This window comes from Fodinicola feengrottensis, from assembly GCF_010993775.1.
GTDB classification, from domain to species: domain Bacteria; phylum Actinomycetota; class Actinomycetes; order Mycobacteriales; family HKI-0501; genus Fodinicola; species Fodinicola feengrottensis.
On record NZ_WOTO01000060.1, the window covers coordinates 1 to 19,508 of the forward strand.

General features: G+C 69.6%; 19 protein-coding genes and 9 pseudogenes. 11 read left to right on the plus strand and 17 right to left on the minus strand.

The window, feature by feature from the left end:
- The 4 genes and pseudogenes from GNX96_RS38840 to GNX96_RS58615 all read right to left on the minus strand — a co-directional run.
- A partial coding sequence (locus tag GNX96_RS38840) for a sigma-70 family RNA polymerase sigma factor (protein ID WP_163572698.1) occupies positions 1–452 on the minus strand: 452 nt, incomplete at its 3' end.
- Positions 453–946: 494 nt separating this feature from the next.
- On the minus strand, positions 947–1,855 hold the full coding sequence (locus tag GNX96_RS38845) for a DUF3152 domain-containing protein (RefSeq protein WP_163572699.1): 909 nt from the start codon (positions 1,853–1,855) through the stop codon (positions 947–949).
- Between the two features lie 92 nt (positions 1,856–1,947).
- Positions 1,948–2,466 carry an alpha/beta fold hydrolase gene (locus GNX96_RS58610; RefSeq protein WP_279582634.1) on the minus strand — a complete coding sequence of 173 codons (519 nt, stop codon included), beginning with the start codon at positions 2,464–2,466 and terminating at the stop codon, positions 1,948–1,950.
- A 100-nt stretch (positions 2,467–2,566) separates the two neighbouring features.
- A pseudogene (locus tag GNX96_RS58615) lies at positions 2,567–2,986 on the minus strand (alpha/beta fold hydrolase); the annotation flags it as partial.
- Positions 2,987–3,278: 292 nt separating this feature from the next.
- On the opposite strand from GNX96_RS58615, the gene GNX96_RS38855 reads away from it, so the two are divergent.
- The 4 genes and pseudogenes from GNX96_RS38855 (at position 3,279) to GNX96_RS58620 (ending at position 7,491) form a co-directional block, all read left to right on the plus strand.
- Positions 3,279–3,815, plus strand: a complete 537-nt coding sequence (locus GNX96_RS38855) for a TetR/AcrR family transcriptional regulator (RefSeq protein WP_279582636.1) — start codon at positions 3,279–3,281, stop codon at positions 3,813–3,815.
- Positions 3,816–3,877: 62 nt separating this feature from the next.
- A pseudogene (locus GNX96_RS38860) lies at positions 3,878–4,139 on the plus strand (DUF3107 domain-containing protein).
- A gap of 384 nt (positions 4,140–4,523) precedes the next feature.
- Positions 4,524–7,043, plus strand: coding sequence for an AAA family ATPase (locus tag GNX96_RS38865; RefSeq protein ID WP_279582637.1), 2,520 nt, complete (start codon positions 4,524–4,526; stop codon positions 7,041–7,043).
- Positions 7,033–7,491, plus strand: coding sequence for a helix-turn-helix transcriptional regulator (locus GNX96_RS58620; protein ID WP_279582638.1), 459 nt, complete (start codon positions 7,033–7,035; stop codon positions 7,489–7,491). Before GNX96_RS38865 ends, GNX96_RS58620 begins: the two co-directional genes overlap by 11 nt.
- A 150-nt stretch (positions 7,492–7,641) precedes the next feature.
- Here GNX96_RS58620 and GNX96_RS65970 read toward each other — a convergent pair.
- Positions 7,642–7,689, minus strand: a pseudogene (locus tag GNX96_RS65970) (hypothetical protein); the annotation flags it as partial.
- A gap of 31 nt (positions 7,690–7,720) precedes the next feature.
- A pseudogene (locus GNX96_RS38875) lies at positions 7,721–8,155 on the minus strand (ferritin-like fold-containing protein); the annotation flags it as partial.
- A 149-nt stretch (positions 8,156–8,304) separates the two neighbouring features.
- On the opposite strand from GNX96_RS38875, the pseudogene GNX96_RS38880 reads away from it, so the two are divergent.
- A pseudogene (locus GNX96_RS38880) lies at positions 8,305–9,970 on the plus strand (DEAD/DEAH box helicase).
- Positions 9,971–10,030: 60 nt separating this feature from the next.
- Positions 10,031–10,210: a hypothetical protein gene (locus tag GNX96_RS38885; RefSeq protein WP_163572702.1), complete on the plus strand. Its 180-nt coding sequence runs from the start codon at positions 10,031–10,033 to the stop codon at positions 10,208–10,210.
- Here the strand turns inward: GNX96_RS38885 and GNX96_RS38890 are convergent.
- From GNX96_RS38890 to GNX96_RS38905, 5 genes and pseudogenes are all read right to left on the minus strand, one after another.
- Entirely contained in the window at positions 10,199–10,480 is a 282-nt protein-coding gene (locus GNX96_RS38890) for an alpha/beta fold hydrolase (protein ID WP_163572703.1), read from the minus strand. The two genes, GNX96_RS38885 and GNX96_RS38890, sit on opposite strands and share 12 nt — an antisense overlap.
- Positions 10,481–10,583: 103 nt before the next feature.
- Positions 10,584–11,006 (minus strand): annotated as a pseudogene (locus GNX96_RS65975) (alpha/beta fold hydrolase); the annotation flags it as partial.
- Positions 11,007–11,051: 45 nt separating this feature from the next.
- Positions 11,052–11,465 carry an LmrA/YxaF family transcription factor gene (locus tag GNX96_RS38900; protein ID WP_279582640.1) on the minus strand — a complete coding sequence of 138 codons (414 nt, stop codon included), beginning with the start codon at positions 11,463–11,465 and terminating at the stop codon, positions 11,052–11,054.
- Between the two features lie 22 nt (positions 11,466–11,487).
- Complete coding sequence (locus GNX96_RS65980; RefSeq protein ID WP_390624255.1) at positions 11,488–11,637, minus strand: TetR/AcrR family transcriptional regulator; 150 nt, start codon at positions 11,635–11,637, stop codon at positions 11,488–11,490.
- 21 nt (positions 11,638–11,658) lie between these two features.
- Positions 11,659–12,450 (minus strand): annotated as a pseudogene (locus tag GNX96_RS38905) (ParA family protein).
- A 70-nt stretch (positions 12,451–12,520) separates the two neighbouring features.
- Between GNX96_RS38905 and GNX96_RS65985 the strand changes: the two are divergent.
- From GNX96_RS65985 to GNX96_RS38915, 4 genes and pseudogenes are all read left to right on the plus strand, one after another.
- Entirely contained in the window at positions 12,521–12,769 is a 249-nt protein-coding gene (locus tag GNX96_RS65985) for an alpha/beta fold hydrolase (RefSeq protein ID WP_390624256.1), read from the plus strand.
- Positions 12,770–12,773: 4 nt separating this feature from the next.
- Positions 12,774–13,349, plus strand: a complete 576-nt coding sequence (locus GNX96_RS38910; protein WP_390624258.1) for an alpha/beta fold hydrolase — start codon at positions 12,774–12,776, stop codon at positions 13,347–13,349.
- Between the two features lie 104 nt (positions 13,350–13,453).
- Positions 13,454–13,594, plus strand: a pseudogene (locus GNX96_RS65990) (oxygenase MpaB family protein); the annotation flags it as partial.
- 43 nt (positions 13,595–13,637) lie between these two features.
- Entirely contained in the window at positions 13,638–14,216 is a 579-nt protein-coding gene (locus tag GNX96_RS38915; RefSeq protein ID WP_279582642.1) for an oxygenase MpaB family protein, read from the plus strand.
- A gap of 331 nt (positions 14,217–14,547) precedes the next feature.
- On the opposite strand, the gene GNX96_RS58635 is transcribed toward GNX96_RS38915, so the two are convergent.
- From GNX96_RS58635 to GNX96_RS38935, 4 genes are all read right to left on the minus strand, one after another.
- Positions 14,548–15,093, minus strand: a complete 546-nt coding sequence (locus GNX96_RS58635) for a RecB family exonuclease (RefSeq protein ID WP_279582643.1) — start codon at positions 15,091–15,093, stop codon at positions 14,548–14,550.
- A gap of 23 nt (positions 15,094–15,116) precedes the next feature.
- Positions 15,117–15,725 carry a MarC family protein gene (locus GNX96_RS38925; protein ID WP_163572705.1) on the minus strand — a complete coding sequence of 203 codons (609 nt, stop codon included), beginning with the start codon at positions 15,723–15,725 and terminating at the stop codon, positions 15,117–15,119.
- Positions 15,726–15,729: 4 nt separating this feature from the next.
- Complete coding sequence (locus tag GNX96_RS38930; RefSeq protein WP_313885901.1) at positions 15,730–16,530, minus strand: PHP domain-containing protein; 801 nt, start codon at positions 16,528–16,530, stop codon at positions 15,730–15,732.
- 234 nt (positions 16,531–16,764) lie between these two features.
- Positions 16,765–17,190, minus strand: coding sequence for a PH domain-containing protein (locus GNX96_RS38935; RefSeq protein ID WP_163572706.1), 426 nt, complete (start codon positions 17,188–17,190; stop codon positions 16,765–16,767).
- Between the two features lie 116 nt (positions 17,191–17,306).
- Between GNX96_RS38935 and GNX96_RS38940 the strand changes: the two genes are divergently transcribed.
- Complete coding sequence (locus GNX96_RS38940; RefSeq protein ID WP_163572707.1) at positions 17,307–17,654, plus strand: hypothetical protein; 348 nt, start codon at positions 17,307–17,309, stop codon at positions 17,652–17,654.
- Positions 17,655–17,774: 120 nt separating this feature from the next.
- Here GNX96_RS38940 and GNX96_RS65995 read toward each other — a convergent pair whose 3' ends face one another.
- Together GNX96_RS65995 and GNX96_RS58640 are read right to left on the minus strand one after the other, a co-directional pair.
- Positions 17,775–18,068, minus strand: a complete 294-nt coding sequence (locus tag GNX96_RS65995; protein WP_390624257.1) for a DUF6758 family protein — start codon at positions 18,066–18,068, stop codon at positions 17,775–17,777.
- Between the two features lie 17 nt (positions 18,069–18,085).
- Positions 18,086–19,240, minus strand: a pseudogene (locus GNX96_RS58640) (DUF6758 family protein); the annotation flags it as partial.
- Between the last annotated feature and the right edge of the window lie 268 nt (positions 19,241–19,508).

Below are 19,508 nucleotides of genomic sequence, written 5' to 3' on the forward strand. Positions count from 1 at the left end.
CATCCGACTTCATCGCGGAGCTGGTAGGCGTAGGCGCGTAACAGCTCGGCGAGAGCGTGCGGAAGCCGGTGCAGTCTCGTCTTGACCGAGGTCACGGAGACCTCAAGAGCCTCGGCGGTCTCCTGGATGGACATGTCCGCGAGGTAGAACAGGGCGATCGTCTCCCGCTGGCGGGCCGGCAGCCGGCGTACCGCGTTCATCAGCACGATTCGCTCGGGTGCGAGTCCGGGCAGGTTCGTCGACTCGGGCTCGGCGAGCCTGGGCAGCAGCATTCTCAACCGCTGTTTGCGGCGGATCCGCGATCGGGCGATGTTCATCGTGACCGTACGCATCCACGCCACCGGGTTGTCCGCGCGCAGCACGAGCGCGGGCGTCGCGAAGGCTCGTACGAACGCCTCCTGGACCGCGTCCTCGGCCTCGGCCCGGTCGCCCGTCAGAGCGAACGCGGTCACCAACAAATAGCGCGACGACTCACGGTAGAGACGCTCGATGATCTCCCTCGCGGCGCGCGCGCTGGCGCACCCGCAGGCTCGGCTTGGAGCTGGTTGTTGTCCGTCACAGGGCCCCCGTCATCCGGCGTGAGATTGCAGGAGGGACGCCCGACAACGGCGAAAGGTTACCGCCTTCGACCACCGTTTCGCGGCCGCCAGCGTGGGCTGCTTACACTCTGCCCCAGAGGGCATTCTGAGAGCTGGGTATGCTTGCCTATGTTCGCGATGCCTCATCGCGTGCGTCACGCGCACGCGATGAGGCATGGCGAACAAGACCTGACATAGCTTCCCGGGCATATACCCAAAATCCGGTGACCGGGCGTGAGAATCAGTCACACCAGCCACTCCAGCCCCAAACCAGGCACCCCCGAACTCGAGTTTGCAGGGATGCACTGACAAAAAGCGGTGCCTGGTTCGTTTCTCCCCGTCGGCGCTGGAAACTGGAAATAGGTCGTCTACGGAACGGCTGGGCCGGTGACGAGTTTGCCGTCCACGTACGGCCAGGGGTTGATGCGACAGCCTTTGAGGCCGAGCGTTTGCTGCTGCATGACCGGCGCGAGCTGGCCGGCGGCCGGGCAGGCCATGTGGCCGTGGCCGAGTCGGTGGCCGACCTCGTGGTTGACCGCGTATTCGCGATAGAGGTCGAGGTGGCCGACGAAGTCCGGGACGGCGGTGAGCCAGCGGGCCAGGTTGATCACCACGCCGTCGCCGACCCGGCAGGATGTGTAGCCGTCGGTGGTCAGCGGGAAACAGAGCCGGTCGACGGTCTTGGGTGAGGCGAGCCGGATGGTGACGCCTGGGGTGCCCGTGCTCACCCGCTGGAAGGCGATCTTGCCGGCGGCCGTCCACGATCGCGGGTCGTCGAGGATCTTGTCGACCTCGGCGGCAAAGGCGGCGGCCTGTTGGCCGGTGCCGTTTTCGACCTCCACTCGGTAGGTCAGCAGCGTGCCGTGTCCGACGACACCGGTGCCACCAGGCGCCGCGGTGAACGTGCCGGCGCCCTGGTCGACCACTCCGGGCGGCGCCGGGCTGTCCGACGGCTGCGGTGCCGCGGTCGAAGGACCGGCCGACGGTGAGGGGCCGGTGACGACCGGGGCAGCCGGCCGTACGGCCGAAGTGGCGGGAGCGGGCGTCTGCGCGGTGGTCGTGTCACCGGCGGCGGAGCGGTCCTTGAGACCGTTCGTGAGGTCGACGCTGACCAGCACCAGGGTGACGGCGAGGACGGCTAGTACGGTCCAGCGGCGACGCTGCAGGGCCTGTTGCTTCGCGGCCCGTGACTGGGCGGGCCGTGGCCGAGACTGGGTGGACCGAGAGCGGGCCGGGGCGGTCCTGGAGGGACTGCGCCGTGCCTCTCGATCCGTCACCTGGGTCACTTGATCAGAGTGCCACGAGTGACCGATCTATCCGGTTAGGCGCTCGTTGGGCGAGTCGTCAGCCGGCGACTGGCGCGGGCACGTCAGCCGCGGCCGCGTCCCCGCAGCAGCGCGATGGTGGCCCGCGCGACCTGCCGCGGACACTCCATCTGGGCGATGTGGCCGGCGTTGCCGAGCACCATCAGCCGGCTGTCCGGAATCGCCCGCGTGGTCGGCAGCGCCACCCGGGCGTCCACCAACTGGTCCTTGCGGCCCCACACGACCAACGTCGGCGCGACCACCCGGCGAGCCAGCCACCAGAGCGACTGGCTCGGGATCGCCGCGTAGCTGGCGACATAACTCGCGACCAGCTGGCGGAAACTGCGGATGTACGACTCGCCCATCCACGGCAGCTCGCGGCGGACCCGCAGGGCCTCGATCGCCTCCTCGACGCGCTGCTCCGGCACGACCGAGGGATCCGCGTAGCAGCGCAGCATGGTCTCCCGGACGATGGCGGCGGGTTCGCCGGTACGGGCGATCCGGGCCACCAACCGGCCGTTGGACGGCACCGCGACGACTGGCAGCATCCGCAGCTGCAGCGGCCGCAAATGGACCGGCGGCATGGCTGGCGAGATCAGCGTCAGGGTGCGGACCAGGTCGGTCGTCGAGTCGAGTAGCCGCGACCCGTACCGACACTGCCCCGCCGAGCGAGTTCCCGAACAGATGCACCGGGCCGCGGCCAGACTGCTCGATCCAGCGGATCACCGTCTCGGCGAACCGGGTCTGGCTGTAGTCGCCGCCCGGCGGCCGACCGCTGCCGCCAAAGCCGGGCAGGTCGAGCGCCTGCCCGTCCAACCAGGGGCGCGAGCAGGCCGGCGAGGTCGGTCCAGTTGGTCGACGAGCCACCCAGGCCGTGCACATAAAGAGCCGGCTCCGAGCCGGCCCGACCCGGGGTGTCGCGCACCACGATGGGCGTACCGTCAACCTCCACTGTGCGGGCCGGCCACGGCCGCAACACCCCGCCGTTGGCAGACTGGGCACCATACTGGGCGAGGTCGGGAAGCTCCTCGTCCAAGGCCAGCGGTGCCGGCCGCGGGACCGGCGCGGCAGCGGCAGGGGGTCCGAAGAGAAGCATCTCGCCATGATAGCTACCCATTAGTAATCTGGTGTGTTCAGTTAGTTTTACCGAAAATGTTGGGTTCGGGGCCGCAGAGGTGCCGCGTGCGAGCATGGAGGGTCATGTACGGGGAAACGGGGCACCACGGCGGCCACGAGCGCGAACATCGACCGGCTGGTCCGGAGCGGAGGCGAGTCATGAGCACCGAGCCGTTGACCAACGGTGCGGCGGCGCACCCCCCGACGGGGAGCGCGCCACCGCGGCCCGGCTGCCCCGCCGGGTGCGCCGTGCGCGCAGCTGCTGCAGGCGGCTCGCGAGGTGTTCGTCGCGCAGGGCTACCACGCCGCCGCGATGGACGACATCGCCGAGCGCGCCGGCGTCAGCAAACCAGTGCTCTACCAGCACTTTCCCGGCAAGATGGAGCTTTACCTGGCGTTGCTGGAGACGCACACCACCGACCTGGTCGACCAGGTCAAACGTTCGCTGGCGACCACCACCGACAACAAGGTGCGGGTGCACCGGGCCGTCGAGGCGTACTACGAGTTCGTCGACAACAACGAAGACGGTGCCTTCCGACTGGTCTTCGAGACCGACCTGGGCAACGATCCGGCCGTACGAGGGCTCGTCGACCGCGGCAACCGGGAGTGCGCGCAGGCCATCGCGGACACCATCGCGGCCGACACCGGGCTCCCCCGCGAGCACGCCGAGCTGCTCGCCACCGGTCTGATCGGCTCCGCCCAGGTGTCAGCCCGATACTGGCTGACCACCGACCGAAAGGTCCCGATGGGCGAGGCGATCGAGCTGGTCGCCGCGGTCAGCTGGCGCGGCATCTCGGGCTTTCCCCGGCATTTGTAGGCTGCGTGGTTGACTAGGGCATGTTCGTCCGGCCTCTGGGGTTGGACGCTTCGTACGAGATCATGCAAGTCCTTGAGGAGGCCGCACAGGTGGAGGTCAAGATCGGCGTCCAGTTCGCCGCGCGCGAGCTGGTGCTGGAGAGCACGGAGTCGGCGGCCGAGGTGGAGCAGGCCGTCATGGCGGCGGTGTCGGACGAGTCGGGAGTGAGTGCTGACGCTCACTGACGACAAGGGCCGCAAGGTCCTCGTCCCGGCCGGCAAGCTGGCCTACGTGGAGATCGGTCCGGAGACCGCTACCCGCCGGGTCGGTTTCGCGGCCAGCTGACGGGTTTCGCCACGCCACCACGTGCCCAGCGCGTGGTGGCGTTTTGCTGCCCGTACGCGACTGGACTCCACTGACGTGACGGTCGCCGTTCGGGTCGAGGTCTCCGGTTTTGTCAGCCCCGCCGAGTTGGCTCGAGTTCGGGGGCGGCATTTTCAGCCCACCACTGCGCCGCGCCCGAGATCGTACGTTTCGCGCACCGGTCACCGCGAGAGCGTGGAAATGCGGTACGTCCGCGGATGAGGTGTGATCTTGTCGAGGAGTAGCCGTACGACGACCTGGAGAAAGGGTTCTCCATCGTTGAAACATGGCAAACCGACAAGCCCGGGCGGTGTTGTCCGCATTAGAGGTGGACTAAGGCAATCCTTAGCCGGCATGATGCGGAGCGTGCCGGCCGGAGCCGCCGCCGACGAGCTGGTCGGCCGCGAGAAGGAAGTCGACCTGCTGGACCGGGAGCTGGACGCGCTCGGCGGCGGGCGGACCGCCCGTACGGTCGAACTGGTCGGCGAGCCCGGGATCGGCAAGACCCGGCTGATGCACAGCGCTCGGCTGTCGGCTCGCCAGCGCGGCCACCTGGTGCTGGCCGGCCGGGCCACCGAGTTCGAGCAGCCGATTCCGTTCGCGGTGATCGTGGACGCCTTGGACGACCACCTCAGCGAGCTGTCCGAAGAGGTGCTCACGCCGCTGGGCGCGGAGCGACTGGGGTTGCTGGCGACGGTTTTCCCGGCGGTGGCCGCCTGGGTGCCACTGCCGGCCGGGAACGGGCTGGTGACCGAGCGATACCGGATGCACCGGGCGATCCGGGCGCTGCTGGAGCTGTTGGCCGCGCCGGCCGGGCTGCTGTTGATGCTGGACGACGTGCACTGGGCCGACCCCGCGTCGATCGAGTTGCTGGAACACCTGCGCCGGCATCCGCCGCGGGCGCCGCTGCTGATCGTGATGGGCTACCGGCCAAGCCAGGTGCCGGCCCGGCTGGTGGCACCGATGGCCGGCGACGACGCCGGGCTGATCCGAGTGGAGCTGGGGCCGCTGTCGGTCACCGACGTGAACCGGCTGCTCGGGCCGGACGCGAGCCCCGGCCGCGGCCGGCTGCTGCACCGGGAGAGCGGCGGCAACCCGTTCTACCTGCATGCGCTGCGGTCCGCGCCGGTCGACCCGCTGACCGGGATGCCGGCGGTGTCCGGCGCCAGCCGGCAGGTGATCGGCGCCGAGCTGGCCGCGTTGTCGCCGCTGCAGGCACTGGTCGCGAACGCGGCAGCGGTGGCCGGTGACCCGGTGGACCCGCAGCTGATCTCGGTGGTGACCGAGCTGGACCTCGCCGAGACGCTGGAGATCCTGGACCAGCTGACCGCCCGCGACCTGCTCCGGGTGACCGAGGACGGCCGGCGTACGCATTACCGCCACCCGCTGGTACGCCACGTCGCCTACATCTGCGCACCAGCCAGCTGGCGGCTGGGCGCGCACCGGCGGGCGGCCGCGGCGCTGGCCAGGCGGCCCGGTGACACGGCCGCGCTGTTGCGGGCCCAGCATCTGGTCCGGTCGGCGGATCCGGGCGACACCGAGACCGTCGAGGTGCTGCGCTGGGCGGCCGGCCACACCGGCACGTACGCCCCGGCCACCGCGGCCCACTTCCTGGCCGCCGCGCTCCGGCTCACGCCAGACACCCCGGCGAGCGCCGCTGAGCGCCGGGAGCTGCGGATCGCCCTCGCCAGCGCGCTCACCTCGGACGGCCGGTTCGACGAGGCCCGCGACCTGATCCGCGGGGTCCTGGGGTGGATACCGGCCGGGCACCACGAGCAGCGGGTACGGGCCGTGCTGCTGGCCGCACAGGTGGAGCGGCTGCTCGGCCGCAACGAGGTGGCGCGGCTGCTGCTGACCGACGAGCTGGGCCGGATGACGGCCAGCGAGCCGGCCCAGGCCGAGCCGGGGCCGGCCGCGGTGGCGATCGAGGAGCTCAAGCTCGAGGTGGCCCGCAGCGCGGTCAACTGCGCGGTCGCCGCCGACGACCGGCCGCTGCTGACCGGGATCGCCGACTTCGCCCGTACGCACGGCCTGACCTCACTGGAAGCCGCCGCGGTCGGCGTACACGCGGTGTCCGCGCACGCGATCGGCGACCGGGAGGAGGCGGTACGGCTGACGGACCAGGCGGCCGCGCTGGTGGACTCGTTACCGGACGAGGAGCTGGCCCGGCACCCGCATGCCGCGTCCCGGCTGGCGGCCGCCGAGATCGACCTTGGCCGGCTGGAGAGCGCGGTGGCGCATGCCGAGCGCGGGCTCACGGTGGCCCGCCGCAGTGGCCGCAGCTACCTGGTGATCCAGATGGGCGTCACGCTGACCGTCGCCTACCGCAAGCTCGGTCGGCTGCCGGAGGGCGCTGGCCTGCACCGAGGACATGGTGGACGCGTCCGAGCTGACCGGCAGCCACTACCTGCGTGGCATCTCGCACTGCCTGCACGCGGGGGTAAGAGCCGTCCTCGGCGAGGCACCGGACCGCCGGGCGCTCGCCGAGCACGCCACCGTCGTCATCGCGAGCCGCAGCTGGTGGTCCCGGGCCGCGCTGATCCTGGCCGCCGAGGCGATGCTGGCCGACGGCAGCGACGCCGGGGCACAGGAGTGCCGGCGGATCCTGGTCTCCGGGCACGACGAGCTGACCATCTTCTCGCTGTTGCACCGGCCCTTCGCCTACCGCCTGCTCACCCGAGCGGAGTTGCGGCTCAACCAGCTGGAGGCGGCCGCGCGGTGGGCCACCCTGGCCGAGGCGACCGCCGATCCGGCGCTGGCCGGCCAGGTCGGGCTGGCCCAGCTGGCCAGGGCGAACGTGCTGTTCTGCGGCGGCTCACCGCACCGCGCGGCGGCCCTGGCCAACGCGGCGGCGGCCAAGTTCCTGGCCGCCACCATGCCGCATGAGGCCAGCCGGGCGCTGCTCATCGAGACGGACTGCCTGCTCGCTATCGGCGACCAGCCGGGCGCCCGGCTCCGGCTGGAGGAAGCGGCTGACCTGCTCCACACCTGCGGAGCGTACGAGCCGCAGGCCGTCGCCGTACGCAAGCTGCGCCGGATCGGTCGGCGGGCCGGCCGGATCGACCGGGTCACCGACCTGACCACCTCGCTTCCGCTGGGCGCCGCCGGATCGACCGAGCCACTGACCGCCCGCGAGGACGAGATCGCCCGGTTGGTCGGGATCGGGCTGACCAACCAGCAGATCGCCGACCGCCTGGTGGTCAGCGTCCGTACGGTCACCACCCACGTCTCGAACATCTTCCGCAAGCTCGGCGTCGTCTCCCGCGCCGAGCTGGCCGCCCCACCTCGCCGGCCACAACCCCGCGAACTCGACGTTTCGGTAGCCGGCCGTTAGTTGCTGAGGCCCAGGGCTTTTCATGCGAGCTGAGTGGGCGCTGGTGAGGCGCTTGAAGAGTTCGCCGATGCCGGTGATGTCACCGGAGCCGGCGACCACCAGATCGGTCAACGCCTCCCGTTCGGCCGCGACCCGCTGCGCCTGGCTGAACGCCTCGCCGACCAGCCGCCGGGCCCACAGCGCGAGCCGGCCGGCCACCGACGGGTCTTCCTCGACGGCGGGCCCGCACCTCGGCGACGGCGAAGTCGGCGTGCCGGGTGTCGTGCAGGACCTGCTGGACCAGCGTCCGGTCGGCCTCCTCGGGAAGGAACTCGGCCACCTCACGGTAGAAGTCGTCCGCGATCCCGTCGCCGACGTACGCCTTGATCAGGCCCTCCAGCCAGGTCCGCGGCGCGGTGGCCCCGTGGAAGGCCTCCAGTGGCTCGGCGAACGGCGCCATCGCCGTCTCCGGGTCGGCGCCGAGCTCGTCCAGCCGTACGGCCAGCAGCTCGTAGTTGCGCATCTCGTCCGCGGCCATCACCGCTAACACGGCGCGTCTGCGCAGGTCCGGGGCCAGCCGGGCGTCGGCGGCCATCCGGTCGAAACCGATCAGGGTGCCGTACGCCAGCACCCCCAACAGGTCGATGACCGCGGTCTTGGTGTCGGCGTTCTCTACCCCGCTCAGCTGGTCCTCCCGCGTCCGACGCCCTCAGGCATACGGGCACTACGCACTCCCGTACGAGACATCGTCCGGCGGCCGGCCCGAGCGCAGGCTACACCCGCTCACGACCGGCACCGCAGAGGTCCGCGAGTCGCGAATGGGCACGGCGTAGGATGGGGGTCAGGTTCGCACTGAAAGGCACCCTTCTGAGCACCGAAAACGTATCTCCAGACAGCCAGGACGACCTCCCGCCGGCCCGGGCGCTCGATCACTCCACCACCGGGGCCCCCGAGGTCGAAGACGTCGAAGAGCTCGCCGCCCGCGCGCCGGTCAAGGAGACCGCTCCGCTGTTCGCGTCGCTGGGCGTGCGCAAGGGAGACGGTCGAGGCGCTCTCGAAGGTCGGCATCGACCGCGCGTTCGCGATCCAGGAGCTGACCCTGCCGATCGCGCTCGGCGGCTCCGACGTGATCGGCCAGGCGCGCACCGGCACCGGCAAGACGCTCGGCTTCGGCATCCCGATCCTGCAGAACATCAAGGCCCCCGCGGACGGCGCCGACGGCGTCCCGCAGGCCCTCGTGGTGGTTCCGACGCGTGAGCTGTGTGTGCAGGTCAGCAGGGACATCGCCACCGCCGGCAAGACCCGCAAGGTGCGGGTGCTGTCGGTCTACGGCGGTCGTGCGTACGAGCCGCAGGTGAGCGCGCTGCGGTCCGGCGTGGATATCGTGGTCGGTACGCCGGGCCGGCTGATCGACCTCGCCGAGCAGCGCCAGTTGGTGTTGGGCAAGGTCCGGATGCTGGTGCTGGACGAGGCCGACGAGATGCTCGACCTGGGCTTCCTGCCGGATATCGAGAAGATCCTCCGGATGATCCCGGACCAGCGCCAGACGATGCTGTTCTCGGCCACCATGCCGGGACCGATCGTGACGCTGGCTCGGCAGTTCATGAAGCAGCCGACGCACATCCGTGCCGAGGAGCCGGACGAGGGTCGTACGGTGCCGGCCACCGACCAGCACATCTACCGGGCGCACTCGCTGGACAAGCTGGAGATGTTGGCGCGGATCCTGCAGGCCGACGGCCGTGGTCTCGCGATGGTCTTCTGCCGGACGAAACGGCATGCGCAGTCGCTGTCCGACGACCTGGAACACCGCGGTTTCGCGGCCGCGGCCGTGCACGGCGACCTCGGCCAGGGCGCCCGGGAGCAGGCGCTGCGGGCGTTCCGGGCCGGCAAGGTCGACGTTCTCGTAGCCACTGACGTGGCGGCCCGCGGCATCGACGTCACCGGGGTCACGCACGTGATCAACTACGAGTGCCCCGAAGACGAGAAGATGTATTTGCACCGCATCGGCCGGACCGGCCGGGCCGGTGCGAGCGGCGTCGCGGTCACCTTCGTGGACTGGGACGACATCGCTCGCTGGCAGATGATCAACAAGAACCTGGACCTGCCCTTCCACGACCCGCCGGAGACGTATTCGACCTCCGACGTCCTCTACGAAGAGCTGAACATCCCGAAGACCGCGAAGGGCGTGCTGCCGCGTGCGCAGCGCACCCGCGCCGGCCTGGACGCCGAGGAGATCGAGGATCTCGGCGAGACCGGCCGGGGCCGCAAGCCCGCCCCCGCGGTCGTACGAGCGCGAAGGCGTCCGTCGGCAAGGCCACCACGTCCAAGGCGAAGTCGGACAGCGAGGGCGGCACCACCCGGACCCGCGCCCGCCGGCGGACCCGCGCCGGCCAGCCGGTGCAGGAGCCGGCCGAGGGCGCGCAGAAGCCGGCTGAGTGAGCGAAGACTCGTTCTGGCGGCGGCCGGACGACCCCGCGCCGGGGCCGAGCCGGCCCGCTGACAGTGGGCCGGTGGTGGCGGCGTATGTGCCACACCACGGATGCGGCTGCCGCCGCCGTGGGTGAGTTCGGGCCCCTTGCTTGCCCGGGAAACGCCAGCACCCGTGTTGCCGGAGCAGGATCACGCCACGATGGACGCGGTGGAGTCGCAGGCAACCACACTGACGGTGGTCGTCGCGATCGCCGTCGGCGGAGTGGCGCTGGTGTTGCTCGTGCTGGCGTTGCTGCGGCTAGTTTTTTAGGAACGCCAGAACCTGCGCGACGAACTCGTCCGGGACCGTGTCGATGGCCGTGTGGCCCTGCCCGACCAGCTCCACGAGTTCGCTGCTGCCCGGCACGGCCGCGGCTGCTGCCGCGGTTGACGCCTGGAGCGCGGCGGGACTGACCGTGCCGACGAGGAACCGTACGGGCATCTTGAGCTGGCCGAGCCGCGCCGGATCCGCCGTGTAAGCGTTGACCGTTCGGCCCTCGCGTACCAGGGTGGGCGCGATCTCGATGCGGCGCTGCCACATCGGTTCGGCCTTCATCGCGTCGACGCTGCTGCTGCGGCACACCGACCGCCTCGCGGTAGAAGACCTCCAGCGCAGCCTCCTGCTCACCGGCCTCCAACAAGCCCTGCACCCGCACCAACGCATCCGGCGGCACCGCGAAGTGCCCGGGCGTCGCCAGCGGCGGCTCGTAAAGCAGCATCGCCGCGATGTTGTCGCTGATCAGGCCGGTCTCCATGGACGTGAGGGCGCCGTACGAGTGCCCCAGCACCAGAGCGGGCTCGCCGATCGAGGCGATCACGGCGGCGATGTCCTCCGCTTCGCGGGCGAGCGCGTACGCACCATCGCCGTCGCCGCTCAGTCCACGGCCGCGCCGGTCGACCAGATGCAGCGTGTAGTGCTCCGCGAGCGGGTCCACCACCGGCGCCCAGCGGTGATGGTCAGCCGTGGTGCCGTGCACCGCCACCAGCGCCGGACCGGTGCCCAGCCGCTGGAAGCCGATCTTCGTACCGTCCGTGGACGTGACCGTGCCGAACTCGCCTGTCGCCATCTGCCCTAATTACGCGGCCGCCGGCCGGCGGGGCACTCGCGGGTGTCATGCGCAAAGTTCCTGAATCTCCTGGGTGACCACGGCCGCGAGGCGGTTGGCGACCTGGACCAGCGGCGCTGTGTCCTGTCGGGTACGAGCCAGCAGCAGCGCACCCTCCAGGCCCGACAACACCAACACGGCAAGTTCGGCCGCCGTCGCTTCCGCGAGACCAGCCTGTGTCAGGTGGTCGGTGATCGACGCCAGCCATCCCGCGTAGCCGGAGTCGCAGGCGCTGCGCACTGTGGGGCTGTCGGCGACGTCCAGAGCGACGCTTGCTATTGGACAGCCGTCAAGGAAACCGGAGCTTTCCAGCCGAGCCGTGAGGAGATCGCCCATCGTACGAATCGCCGAAGCCGGATCGGGCGCGTGTTCCAGGACCGCGTCGATCACCTGGCCCAGGTCTGTCGCGCCGAGACTCACCGCTTCGGCGGCAAGTTGCTCCTTACCGCCGGGAAAGTAAGTACAGCGATCCTTTCGGGGCGGCGGCCTCGGCCAGGATCTGGTTGACCCCGGTCGCGTGGTACCCCTGCCTGCCGAACAAGCCCTGCGCGGTCTCGAGCATTTGCTTGCGCGTCTGCCCACGAGGTGTCATAGTCAAAATATAGAGACTGGTCTAGAAATTTGCAAACTCTGGCCCGAGCAGCGACTTTGCGAGCTTTCGGTACGCCTTCGCGCCCTTGCTGGCACTGTCGGTGGCCAGCAACGTACGGCCGGCGGCCGGCGCCTCGGCGAACCGGATCGTCCGCGGGATCGCCGGCTCCAGCACGTCCACGCCGTAGCGCTGCGAGATGTCCGCCAGCACTTCGCGGGAGTGGGCCGTGCGCCCGTCGTAGAGCGTCGGCAGCACGCCGAGGATCCGCAGGTTGGGGTTGGTGATGCCGACGACGTCGATCGTCACGGTGTCCAGCAGCTGACCCCCACCCCGCGGTAGGCGAGCGTCTCGCACTGCATCGGGATGATCAGCGCATCCGCCGCGGTCAGGCCGTTGATGGTCAACATCCCGAGGGTCGGCGGGCAGTCGATCAGGATATCGTCGTACGAGCGGCCATCCTCAGCGATCCGGGTCAGCGCCTGCCGCAGCCGGTATTCACGGTCCTGCACAGGCAGCAGCCGCGCCTCGCACCCGGCCAGGTCGATCGACGCCGGCAGCAGGTCCGGCCCTTCCTCGGTGCCCGACCACCACCGCCCGCGGGTCGACCAGACCGAGCATCACCTCGTACAGCGACACCTCGATGGCGTCCGGGTCCAGCCCGACCGAGAACGTCAGGCACGCCTGCGGGTCGAGGTCAACGAGCAGCACTCGACGACCGGCCTCGGCGAGCGCGGCCCCGAGGCAGGCCACCGTGGTGGTCTTGCCGACGCCACCCTTCTGGTTGGCGAACGTCAAGACGCGCGGTCCACTCACCCTGACCCCTTGGCTTGCCGCATACCGATCATCCTGTCGTGGATCGGCTGTCACGGGCACTATAGGGAGCGTGAGTCAGATCTCCGCGCACCACGCCCGGGTTGGCCGGATCGGTGAGGTCGCCGTCCTGGACAGCCACGCCACCGCTGAGCTGCGCGGGACCGCGCTGCTGGTGCCCGGCTACACCGGGTCCAAAGAGGACTTCGTCGATATCCTGGACCCGCTCGCGGCCCGCGGTTTCCGGGTGGTCGCGATGGACCAGCCGGGCCAGTACGAGTCGCCCGGGCCGCCCGACTACCTCGCCTACCCCCACCCCTGACTGGCTGGGCGGGGCGGTAAGAGCGGTGGCTCGCACACTCGGTGCGGTCCATTTGCTCGGGCACTCCTTTGGCGGCCTGACCGCGCGGGCCGCGGTGATCGCCGAGCCGGCGCTGTTCGCCTCGCTGACACTGCTGGACTCCGGCCCGGCCAAGCTCGGCGGCAGCCGTACGGCCCAGATCGACATCCTGGAGCCGCTCTACGAGTCCGGTGGCATCGAGGCCGTCTATGCGCAACTGGAGCGGTTGGCGATGGCCGATCCCGCCTGGCCGACCCGCCCGCAGGCGCTGAAGGACTTCCTCCGCAAGAGGTTCGTCGGCTCCACCCCGGCCGGGCTGCGCGGGATGGGCACCTCGCTGGTCACCGAGCCGGACCGGGTCGACGAGCTGCGGGCGACCGGCGTACGAGTGCTGGTCGCTTACGGGGAGCACGACAACGCCTGGCGGCCGCAAACCCAGGCCGTGATGGCCGAGCGGCTTGGCGCCCGGACCGAGGTGATCGCCGCCGCGGTGCACTCGCCGGCCATCGAAGCGACCGAAGCGACCGTGAAGATCCTCGAAGACTTCTGGTCCCAGCCGTGAACGGCTCTAGCAGCACCGCCGTGAACGGCTCTAGCAGCACCGCCGTGGGCGGCGGGCTGTTCGCCGCCGACAGCGTCACCTGGCAGGTGCACCGCGACCCGGCGATGATCCTCGGTGGCTTACGGGCACTGTTCCTGCAGGCGCTGCACCCGGCCGCGATGCGCGGGGTCGCGCAGAACTCGGACTTTCGGGCCGACCCGTGGGGGCGGCTGATGCGTACGGCCGAGTTCGTCGGCGTCACCACGTACGGCACCGAGGCCAACGCCCGCAAGACGGCGGCCCGGATCCGTGGCATTCACCGGAAAACTGCGCGCGCTCGACCCACAAACCGGTGTCTCGTACCGGATCGACTCGCCGGACCTGCTGCTTTGGGTGCACTGCGCGGAAATCGACTCGTACCTGTCCGTCACCCGGCGGGCGGGCCTACGGCTGTCCGCCGCCGACGCGGACCGCTATGTGCTGGAGCAGGTCACTTCCGCGGAACTGATCGGCGTACCAGCCGACGACCCACGGATCCCGCGCTCAGTGCGGGACCTGGACCGCTATTTCCAGTGGTTGCGCCCCGACCTCGCACTCACCCAGGAAGCCCTCGCCGCGGCCCGTTTCCTGCTGTCCCCGCCGATGCCCACCTGGGTCCGCCTCGGCACTCCCGCCGCGCCGGCCTGGGCGGGCCTGGCCAGCCTCGGCTTCGCGCTGCTCCCCCGCTGGGCCCGCCGCATCTACGCCCTCCCCGGGCTGCCCACCACCGACCTCGGCGCCGCGGCCATCACCACCGCCCTGCGGATGGCCGTGCTGGCGGTGCCGCCCAGATTCCGGGACGGCCCACACTACAAAGCCGCCCTGGCCCGTACGACCCCAGCCGCCTGACCCAATTCTTCCCCATTCCCTTCGAGCGCGGCGGTTATTCGACGGCGACCCAGGAGGCTTTGGCGGGAGCCGCCGCTTGGCCTTGGGGACAGTGCCGGCGCCAGTCGCACCACGAGCACATCGGCCCAGGGGTCGGCGCGAACACCGCCTCCGCGTCGGCGCCGGCGGAGAGACTGCGCGGTGGCGGCCACGATGTCCGCGGCGGTGTCCTCAGCCCGGCGCACGTGCCGAGCCAACGACTCCTCGGTGTGCTCGTGTGCGTGGACAGTCCCGGTAGGCAGGTGATGCAACTCGACGCGGCTGCATGGCCGGCGAAGCGTTCGCCGAGCCGCTAGGGCGTAAAGCGCCAACGCGCGCGCGAACCGCGGGTGTCATCGCTGGTCAGCTCGCCGCGGCCGGTCTTGTAGTCGACGACGATGACCAGCTCGCCGCCGCGCTGGTCGATCCGGTCCACCCGGCCGGAAACCGCGAGCCGCTCGGTGGTGGTCGCGACCGTCCGCTCCAGGCCGACCGGTTCGAAACTCGGCTCGATCTCGGACACATAGTCCTTCACCCAGTCGGTCGCCCGCGCCCGCACGGCCTCGGACTGCTCCCGGTCGCGGAAGCCGTCGGTCAGCCACCCAGTGGCCAACAATCCGGCGATGCCGGTCTGAGTCCGCTGGTCAACGGGCAGATCGAACCAGCCGCGCAGCGCATTGTGCACGCTGGCACCCATCGAGTTGTGCGCCCAGGGCGGCCCTTTGGGCAGCTGCGGACGGTCCACGTAGGTCATCCGGTAGCGCCGGGGACATTGCTCGTACGACGCCAGACGCGACGGCGTACAGCTGAAAAGCCGGGTGGGCATTCCCTCAAAACCAAGCTGCTGCACGGAATTCATCTTCCCAGACGCGTACGACAGTCCTACCCGCCGTGGGCGCTGATGAATCCGTAGATGGAGTTCGCGATCAGTTGGACGGCGATCGCCGACACCAGCAGACCGCTGATTTTGGTGACCAGCACGATCCCGCTGTCCCGTACGACCCGGACGATCAACGACGAGAACCGCAGGAAAAGATAGAGCGAGAGGTGGACGGCGACGATCGCGGCGGCCACCGCGACGTAGCCCCCGACGCCGGTGGCGCGCTGGGTGAAGACGATCGTCGCCACGATCGCGCCCGGACCAGCCAGCAGCGGGGTGCCCAGCGGCACCAGCGCGACATTCACGTCGGCCACCTGCTCCGGCGGTTTCTCGTTGCCAGTCAACAACTGCAACGCGACGAGCAACAGCAGCAGCCCGCCGGCGCCCTGCAGGGCCGGGATGCCGATGCCCAAATACGTCAGGATCTGCTGGCCGGCGACCGCGAAGACCGAGATCACCGAGATGGCCACCGCGACCGCCTGCCAGGCCGACCGGGAGCGCCGGGCGCCGGACTGCATCGAGGTCAGGGCAAGGAAAAGCGGCACGGTGCCGGGCGGGTCCATGATCACGAACAACGTCACGAACGCCTCGCCGAACAGCTTGAGATTCATCCTCTTACCGGTTCGACACCGGACGCCTCGGACAGCAACCGTTCGTACGCCGACGGCTCGGTCGTCTCGGCACCGAGCGCGATCGTTTTGTTGGCACCGTGGAAATCGCTGGAGCCGGTGACGAAAAGCCCCAGCTCGGCGGCGATCGCCCGGATCTTCTGCCGAGCCGGCGGTTCATGGTCGACGTGGTTCGCCTCAATGCCGCCCAGGCCCGCCTCGGCGAGCACCGCGTACGCACCATCGGGCACCAGCAGCCCACGCTTGGCGGCCATGGGATGCGCGCGAAGACCGGCACCCCACCGGCGGCCCGTACCAACTCGATGGCGGTCAGCACGTTGGTGTCCGGCTTGGCCACCCGATAGCGACCGCCAGCACCGATCCAGGCCGCTGTGAACGCTTCGTCCATTGTGGACACAAGGCCACGGCGTACCATCGCGCGGGCCACGTGCGGACGTCCGACCGGACCACCACCGGCCTCCTCGGCCACGTCGTCCCAGCGCATGTCGTGGCCGTCGGCGACCATCCGCTCGACCATCGTACGGGCCCGGCCGACCCGGCCCTCCCGGACTCGCAGCCGCTCGGCCCGCAACCGCGGCTCGGCCGGATCGAACAGGTACGCAAGCAGGTGCAGGCTGATCGGCGGCTGGTCCCTATCGGCCGGCCACCACACACATGACAACTCGGCGCCGCGGATCAGCGTCAGACCGCTGGGCACTGCCGCGGCCGCCTCGGCCCAGCCGGCGGTGGTGTCGTGATCGGTGAGCGCGACCACGTCCAGCCGCGCGTCGACGGCCGCCCGCAGCACCGCGGCCGCGGCATCGGCGACATCGTGCCGTCGCTGGCCGCGGAGTGAGTGTGCAGGTCAATGCGCATATCCCGGGCAGCCTAGCGTCCCGGCCGAAGTGTCCGAATGCGGCCCGAGGCGGCCACTGAACCGGCTGTTGTCCGGCGGCGACCTCACCGTTCCGCGCAGCCTTCCGAAAAAGGTCGACGCATGACTTCGACCTGCCAGATCACCTAGTACAACAGGGCTGTAGTACTAGTCGGCGCGCCAGGGGCCGGGGGTGCCGGCGGAGTCGCGCTTGCGAGTCCGGGTGCGCTTGGGCGGCACCGCTTCCGTGCTGCCGTACATCTCGTCGCACATCAGCAGGTAGAGAGCATTGGGCCGGGGCAGCGTGGAGATCTCCCGCAGCGCCTGGTCCTGGCCGGCGGACTCCACGATGAAGGTGCCGTAGTTGAGCATCCTGCCAAGAACTGTCTGGTTGTACGCCATATCCGTGACGCGGCCGAGCGGCATCATCGCGACCTTGCGGGTAACGATGCCGGAAACCTCCATGATGCGTTTGTTCGTCAGCACGAACCGGTCGTAATACCAGTCGGCGACCCCCCACATCACCCAGAGCAGCAACAGCACCCAGAGCAGCAAGATGATGCGCAGGATGATCGGCGCCGCGTTGGCCAGCACCCCCGCCGAGGTAGCCGACCACGAACGGCGACAGCGCCGCCGCGAGGATCTGCTTCCACAGGAAGATCGGGTGTTTGCGCCATTCGCCGCGGAAAGTCTCGCTGCCGAACAGGTAGTTGTCGACCACCTTGCTGGGGATCTGCTCACCGGAGCCCACCCGCCCGGGCAGCGTCATCCGCCGATCGGCCCGGCGGCGGCGCCTCGGGGTGGACGTGCCGCCCGTGGACCTGGTGCCGCCGGTCGTACGCGCACCGGTGGAACGCGGGCCGCCGCTCGTCCGGGCACCCGAGGGCGGTGGCTTCTCAATGCGGATGACCTGCGGGAGCGGCTCGGTCTCCTGGTCATACTCCGAACCCGGTGTGCGCTCCGGCCCAGGCTCGGATGCCGAGTCAGACGGGGTCGCGATCGTCGTCCATCAGCGGCACCTCCTCACCAGCAGTGACGTCCAGTTCATCACACCGTGACGCCGGCTACCAGCCCGCCCATGGTCACATTTATGGCAGGCAGCACCGCATTCCGGGGCCAACTGGTGCTCAGCCTACCCGTCGGCACACCCTTCCGGCACGTTTGTTGGCCGGCGCGTGTTACTGAGTCGGGTTGATCAGATAGGGCGACGGAGCGCCGTAGACCAACTCACCAGGAAGCCGCTCACGGCCGTCCATCAGCTCCACGTTGTCCGCGAGCAGGTATCCCGCCTCGGCCGGCCAGAGCACCGCCCACAGCCACAGGCCGCTAGCCTCCCCGACATACGCACAACGGTCGTCAGCGCTGTCCACCGACCACAGCGGCGTCGGGTGGCCGTCGACCTTGACTTTGGCGTGCGCGCTGGTCGTACGGGCGGCTTCGGCCAGCGCCGGACCCGGATCGGTCCCGACCACACCGGCGTAATGCGCGCGCCGAGCCCAATGCCCAACTCCTCGGCGATCAGCACCACGTCAGCCGCGCCGCCCGAAAGCGCCGGGCCGGTGCAGGCGATCGCGGTCGCTCGTACGCCACTGCGGTCATCGCCCACCCAGCCGAAACCGGTGATCGTCCAGCCCGGAAGCAGCGGCCAGGGCACCCACATCGGCACTTTTGCCTGTTGCCGCAACATTTTCAGCACATCGCTGTCGGCGTGCCCCGGGATCCGCAACGGCAACACCACACCGTGCTGGTCGCACCGCCAGTCGGACGACATCATGCCGGCGCGCGCGCAGCACACCGCCGCAGCGCGGGCAACTGGCCGAAATGGACACAGAGTCACCGTGGCCCGGCAACCATTCCCCGTCAAGTCGAGACTCTGTCCGGCGCTGGTGTTGATGAGTTCTGGACGCTCAGCGTCCAAAGCCTCGATCACGAGCCGAGCGGCCTGCGCACCGGAATACTGTTGCTGACCGGTGATGAGGTTGCCGTCCCGCACGGCATGTGCACGGAACGCGCCCTGCACGATGAAGTTGCTGCCCGTCAGTTTCCGTGCCTCGGTCTCGATCCGGAAGGGCTGGATCGACTGCCCGACGTAGTCGTCCGCGAAATCCTCCTCGGAGTTGGCGAAACCCGTCCAGGTCTTGCCGTTGACCAGCAGACTCCCGTCGGCCAGCCGGACCCTCAGCAACACACAGGTAGCGTGGCAGACCACCGCCGTGATCTTTCCCGCCTCATAAAAGTCACGGACGACATCATGTACGCGTTCGTTCTCATAGAAGGTGTACATCGGCCCTTGGCCGCCGACAAGGAACACCGCCGAATAGTCAACGTGGTCGACCTCACCGAGTGCGGCCGTGTTCGCTACGAGTTTGGCGTGCTCCGGTGAATTCACAAACCCCAGACTGATCAGGTCGGAAGCGGAATATCCCGACTCGTCGCGAGGGTCGCTCCAGCTGTCCGCGCGGACCGGACCGCCGGCCGGGCTGGCGATCTCGACCTGGTAGCCGTTCTCGGCGAACTCCCAGAACGCGTGGGTGAGCTCCGCCCACCAAAATCCGATCGGCCACCCGGTCTGGCCGGACGTGGCGGGATCGGACACCACCATGAGGATCTTCTTCTCGGAGAGAATGTCTACCGTTGAGCTCATCGCAGCGGATCCTTTCAAACAACTGGCTGGTTATGCCGGGGCATTCTTGATGGCGAGCATCGCGGTGAGCGTGGGCGGCTCGGTACGGAGTTGGCGGGCTGCGGCAAAGCCACCAAAGCGGCCGACGTGACCAACGACGTCATGAGCCAGGACATGGCCCGGCCGAGAAGTACAGCATGAACCGACGGTAGCCGTGGCTACCTTTCACGGGTCTGAAACAGCTGACGTGCCATTCACCAACCGATGTGCGCCACCCTTGCTGGCCGAG

Coding starts and splice junctions, on each gene's coding strand:
- GNX96_RS58610 (WP_279582634.1), bottom strand. CDS start 2,466: ATGCCGCCGGTCCATTTGCGGCCGCTGCAGCTGCGGATGCTGCCAGTC.
- GNX96_RS58620 (WP_279582638.1), top strand. CDS start 7,033: ATGCCGCATGAGGCCAGCCGGGCGCTGCTCATCGAGACGGACTGCCTG.
- GNX96_RS38890 (WP_163572703.1), bottom strand. CDS start 10,480: ATGTGGCAGCGCCGCATCGAGATCGCGCCCACCCTGGTACGCGAGGGC.
- GNX96_RS65980 (WP_390624255.1), bottom strand. CDS start 11,637: ATGACACCTCGTGGGCAGACGCGCAAGCAAATGCTCGAGACCGCGCAG.
- GNX96_RS58635 (WP_279582643.1), bottom strand. CDS start 15,093: ATGAATTCCGTGCAGCAGCTTGGTTTTGAGGGAATGCCCACCCGGCTT.
- GNX96_RS38925 (WP_163572705.1), bottom strand. CDS start 15,725: ATGAATCTCAAGCTGTTCGGCGAGGCGTTCGTGACGTTGTTCGTGATC.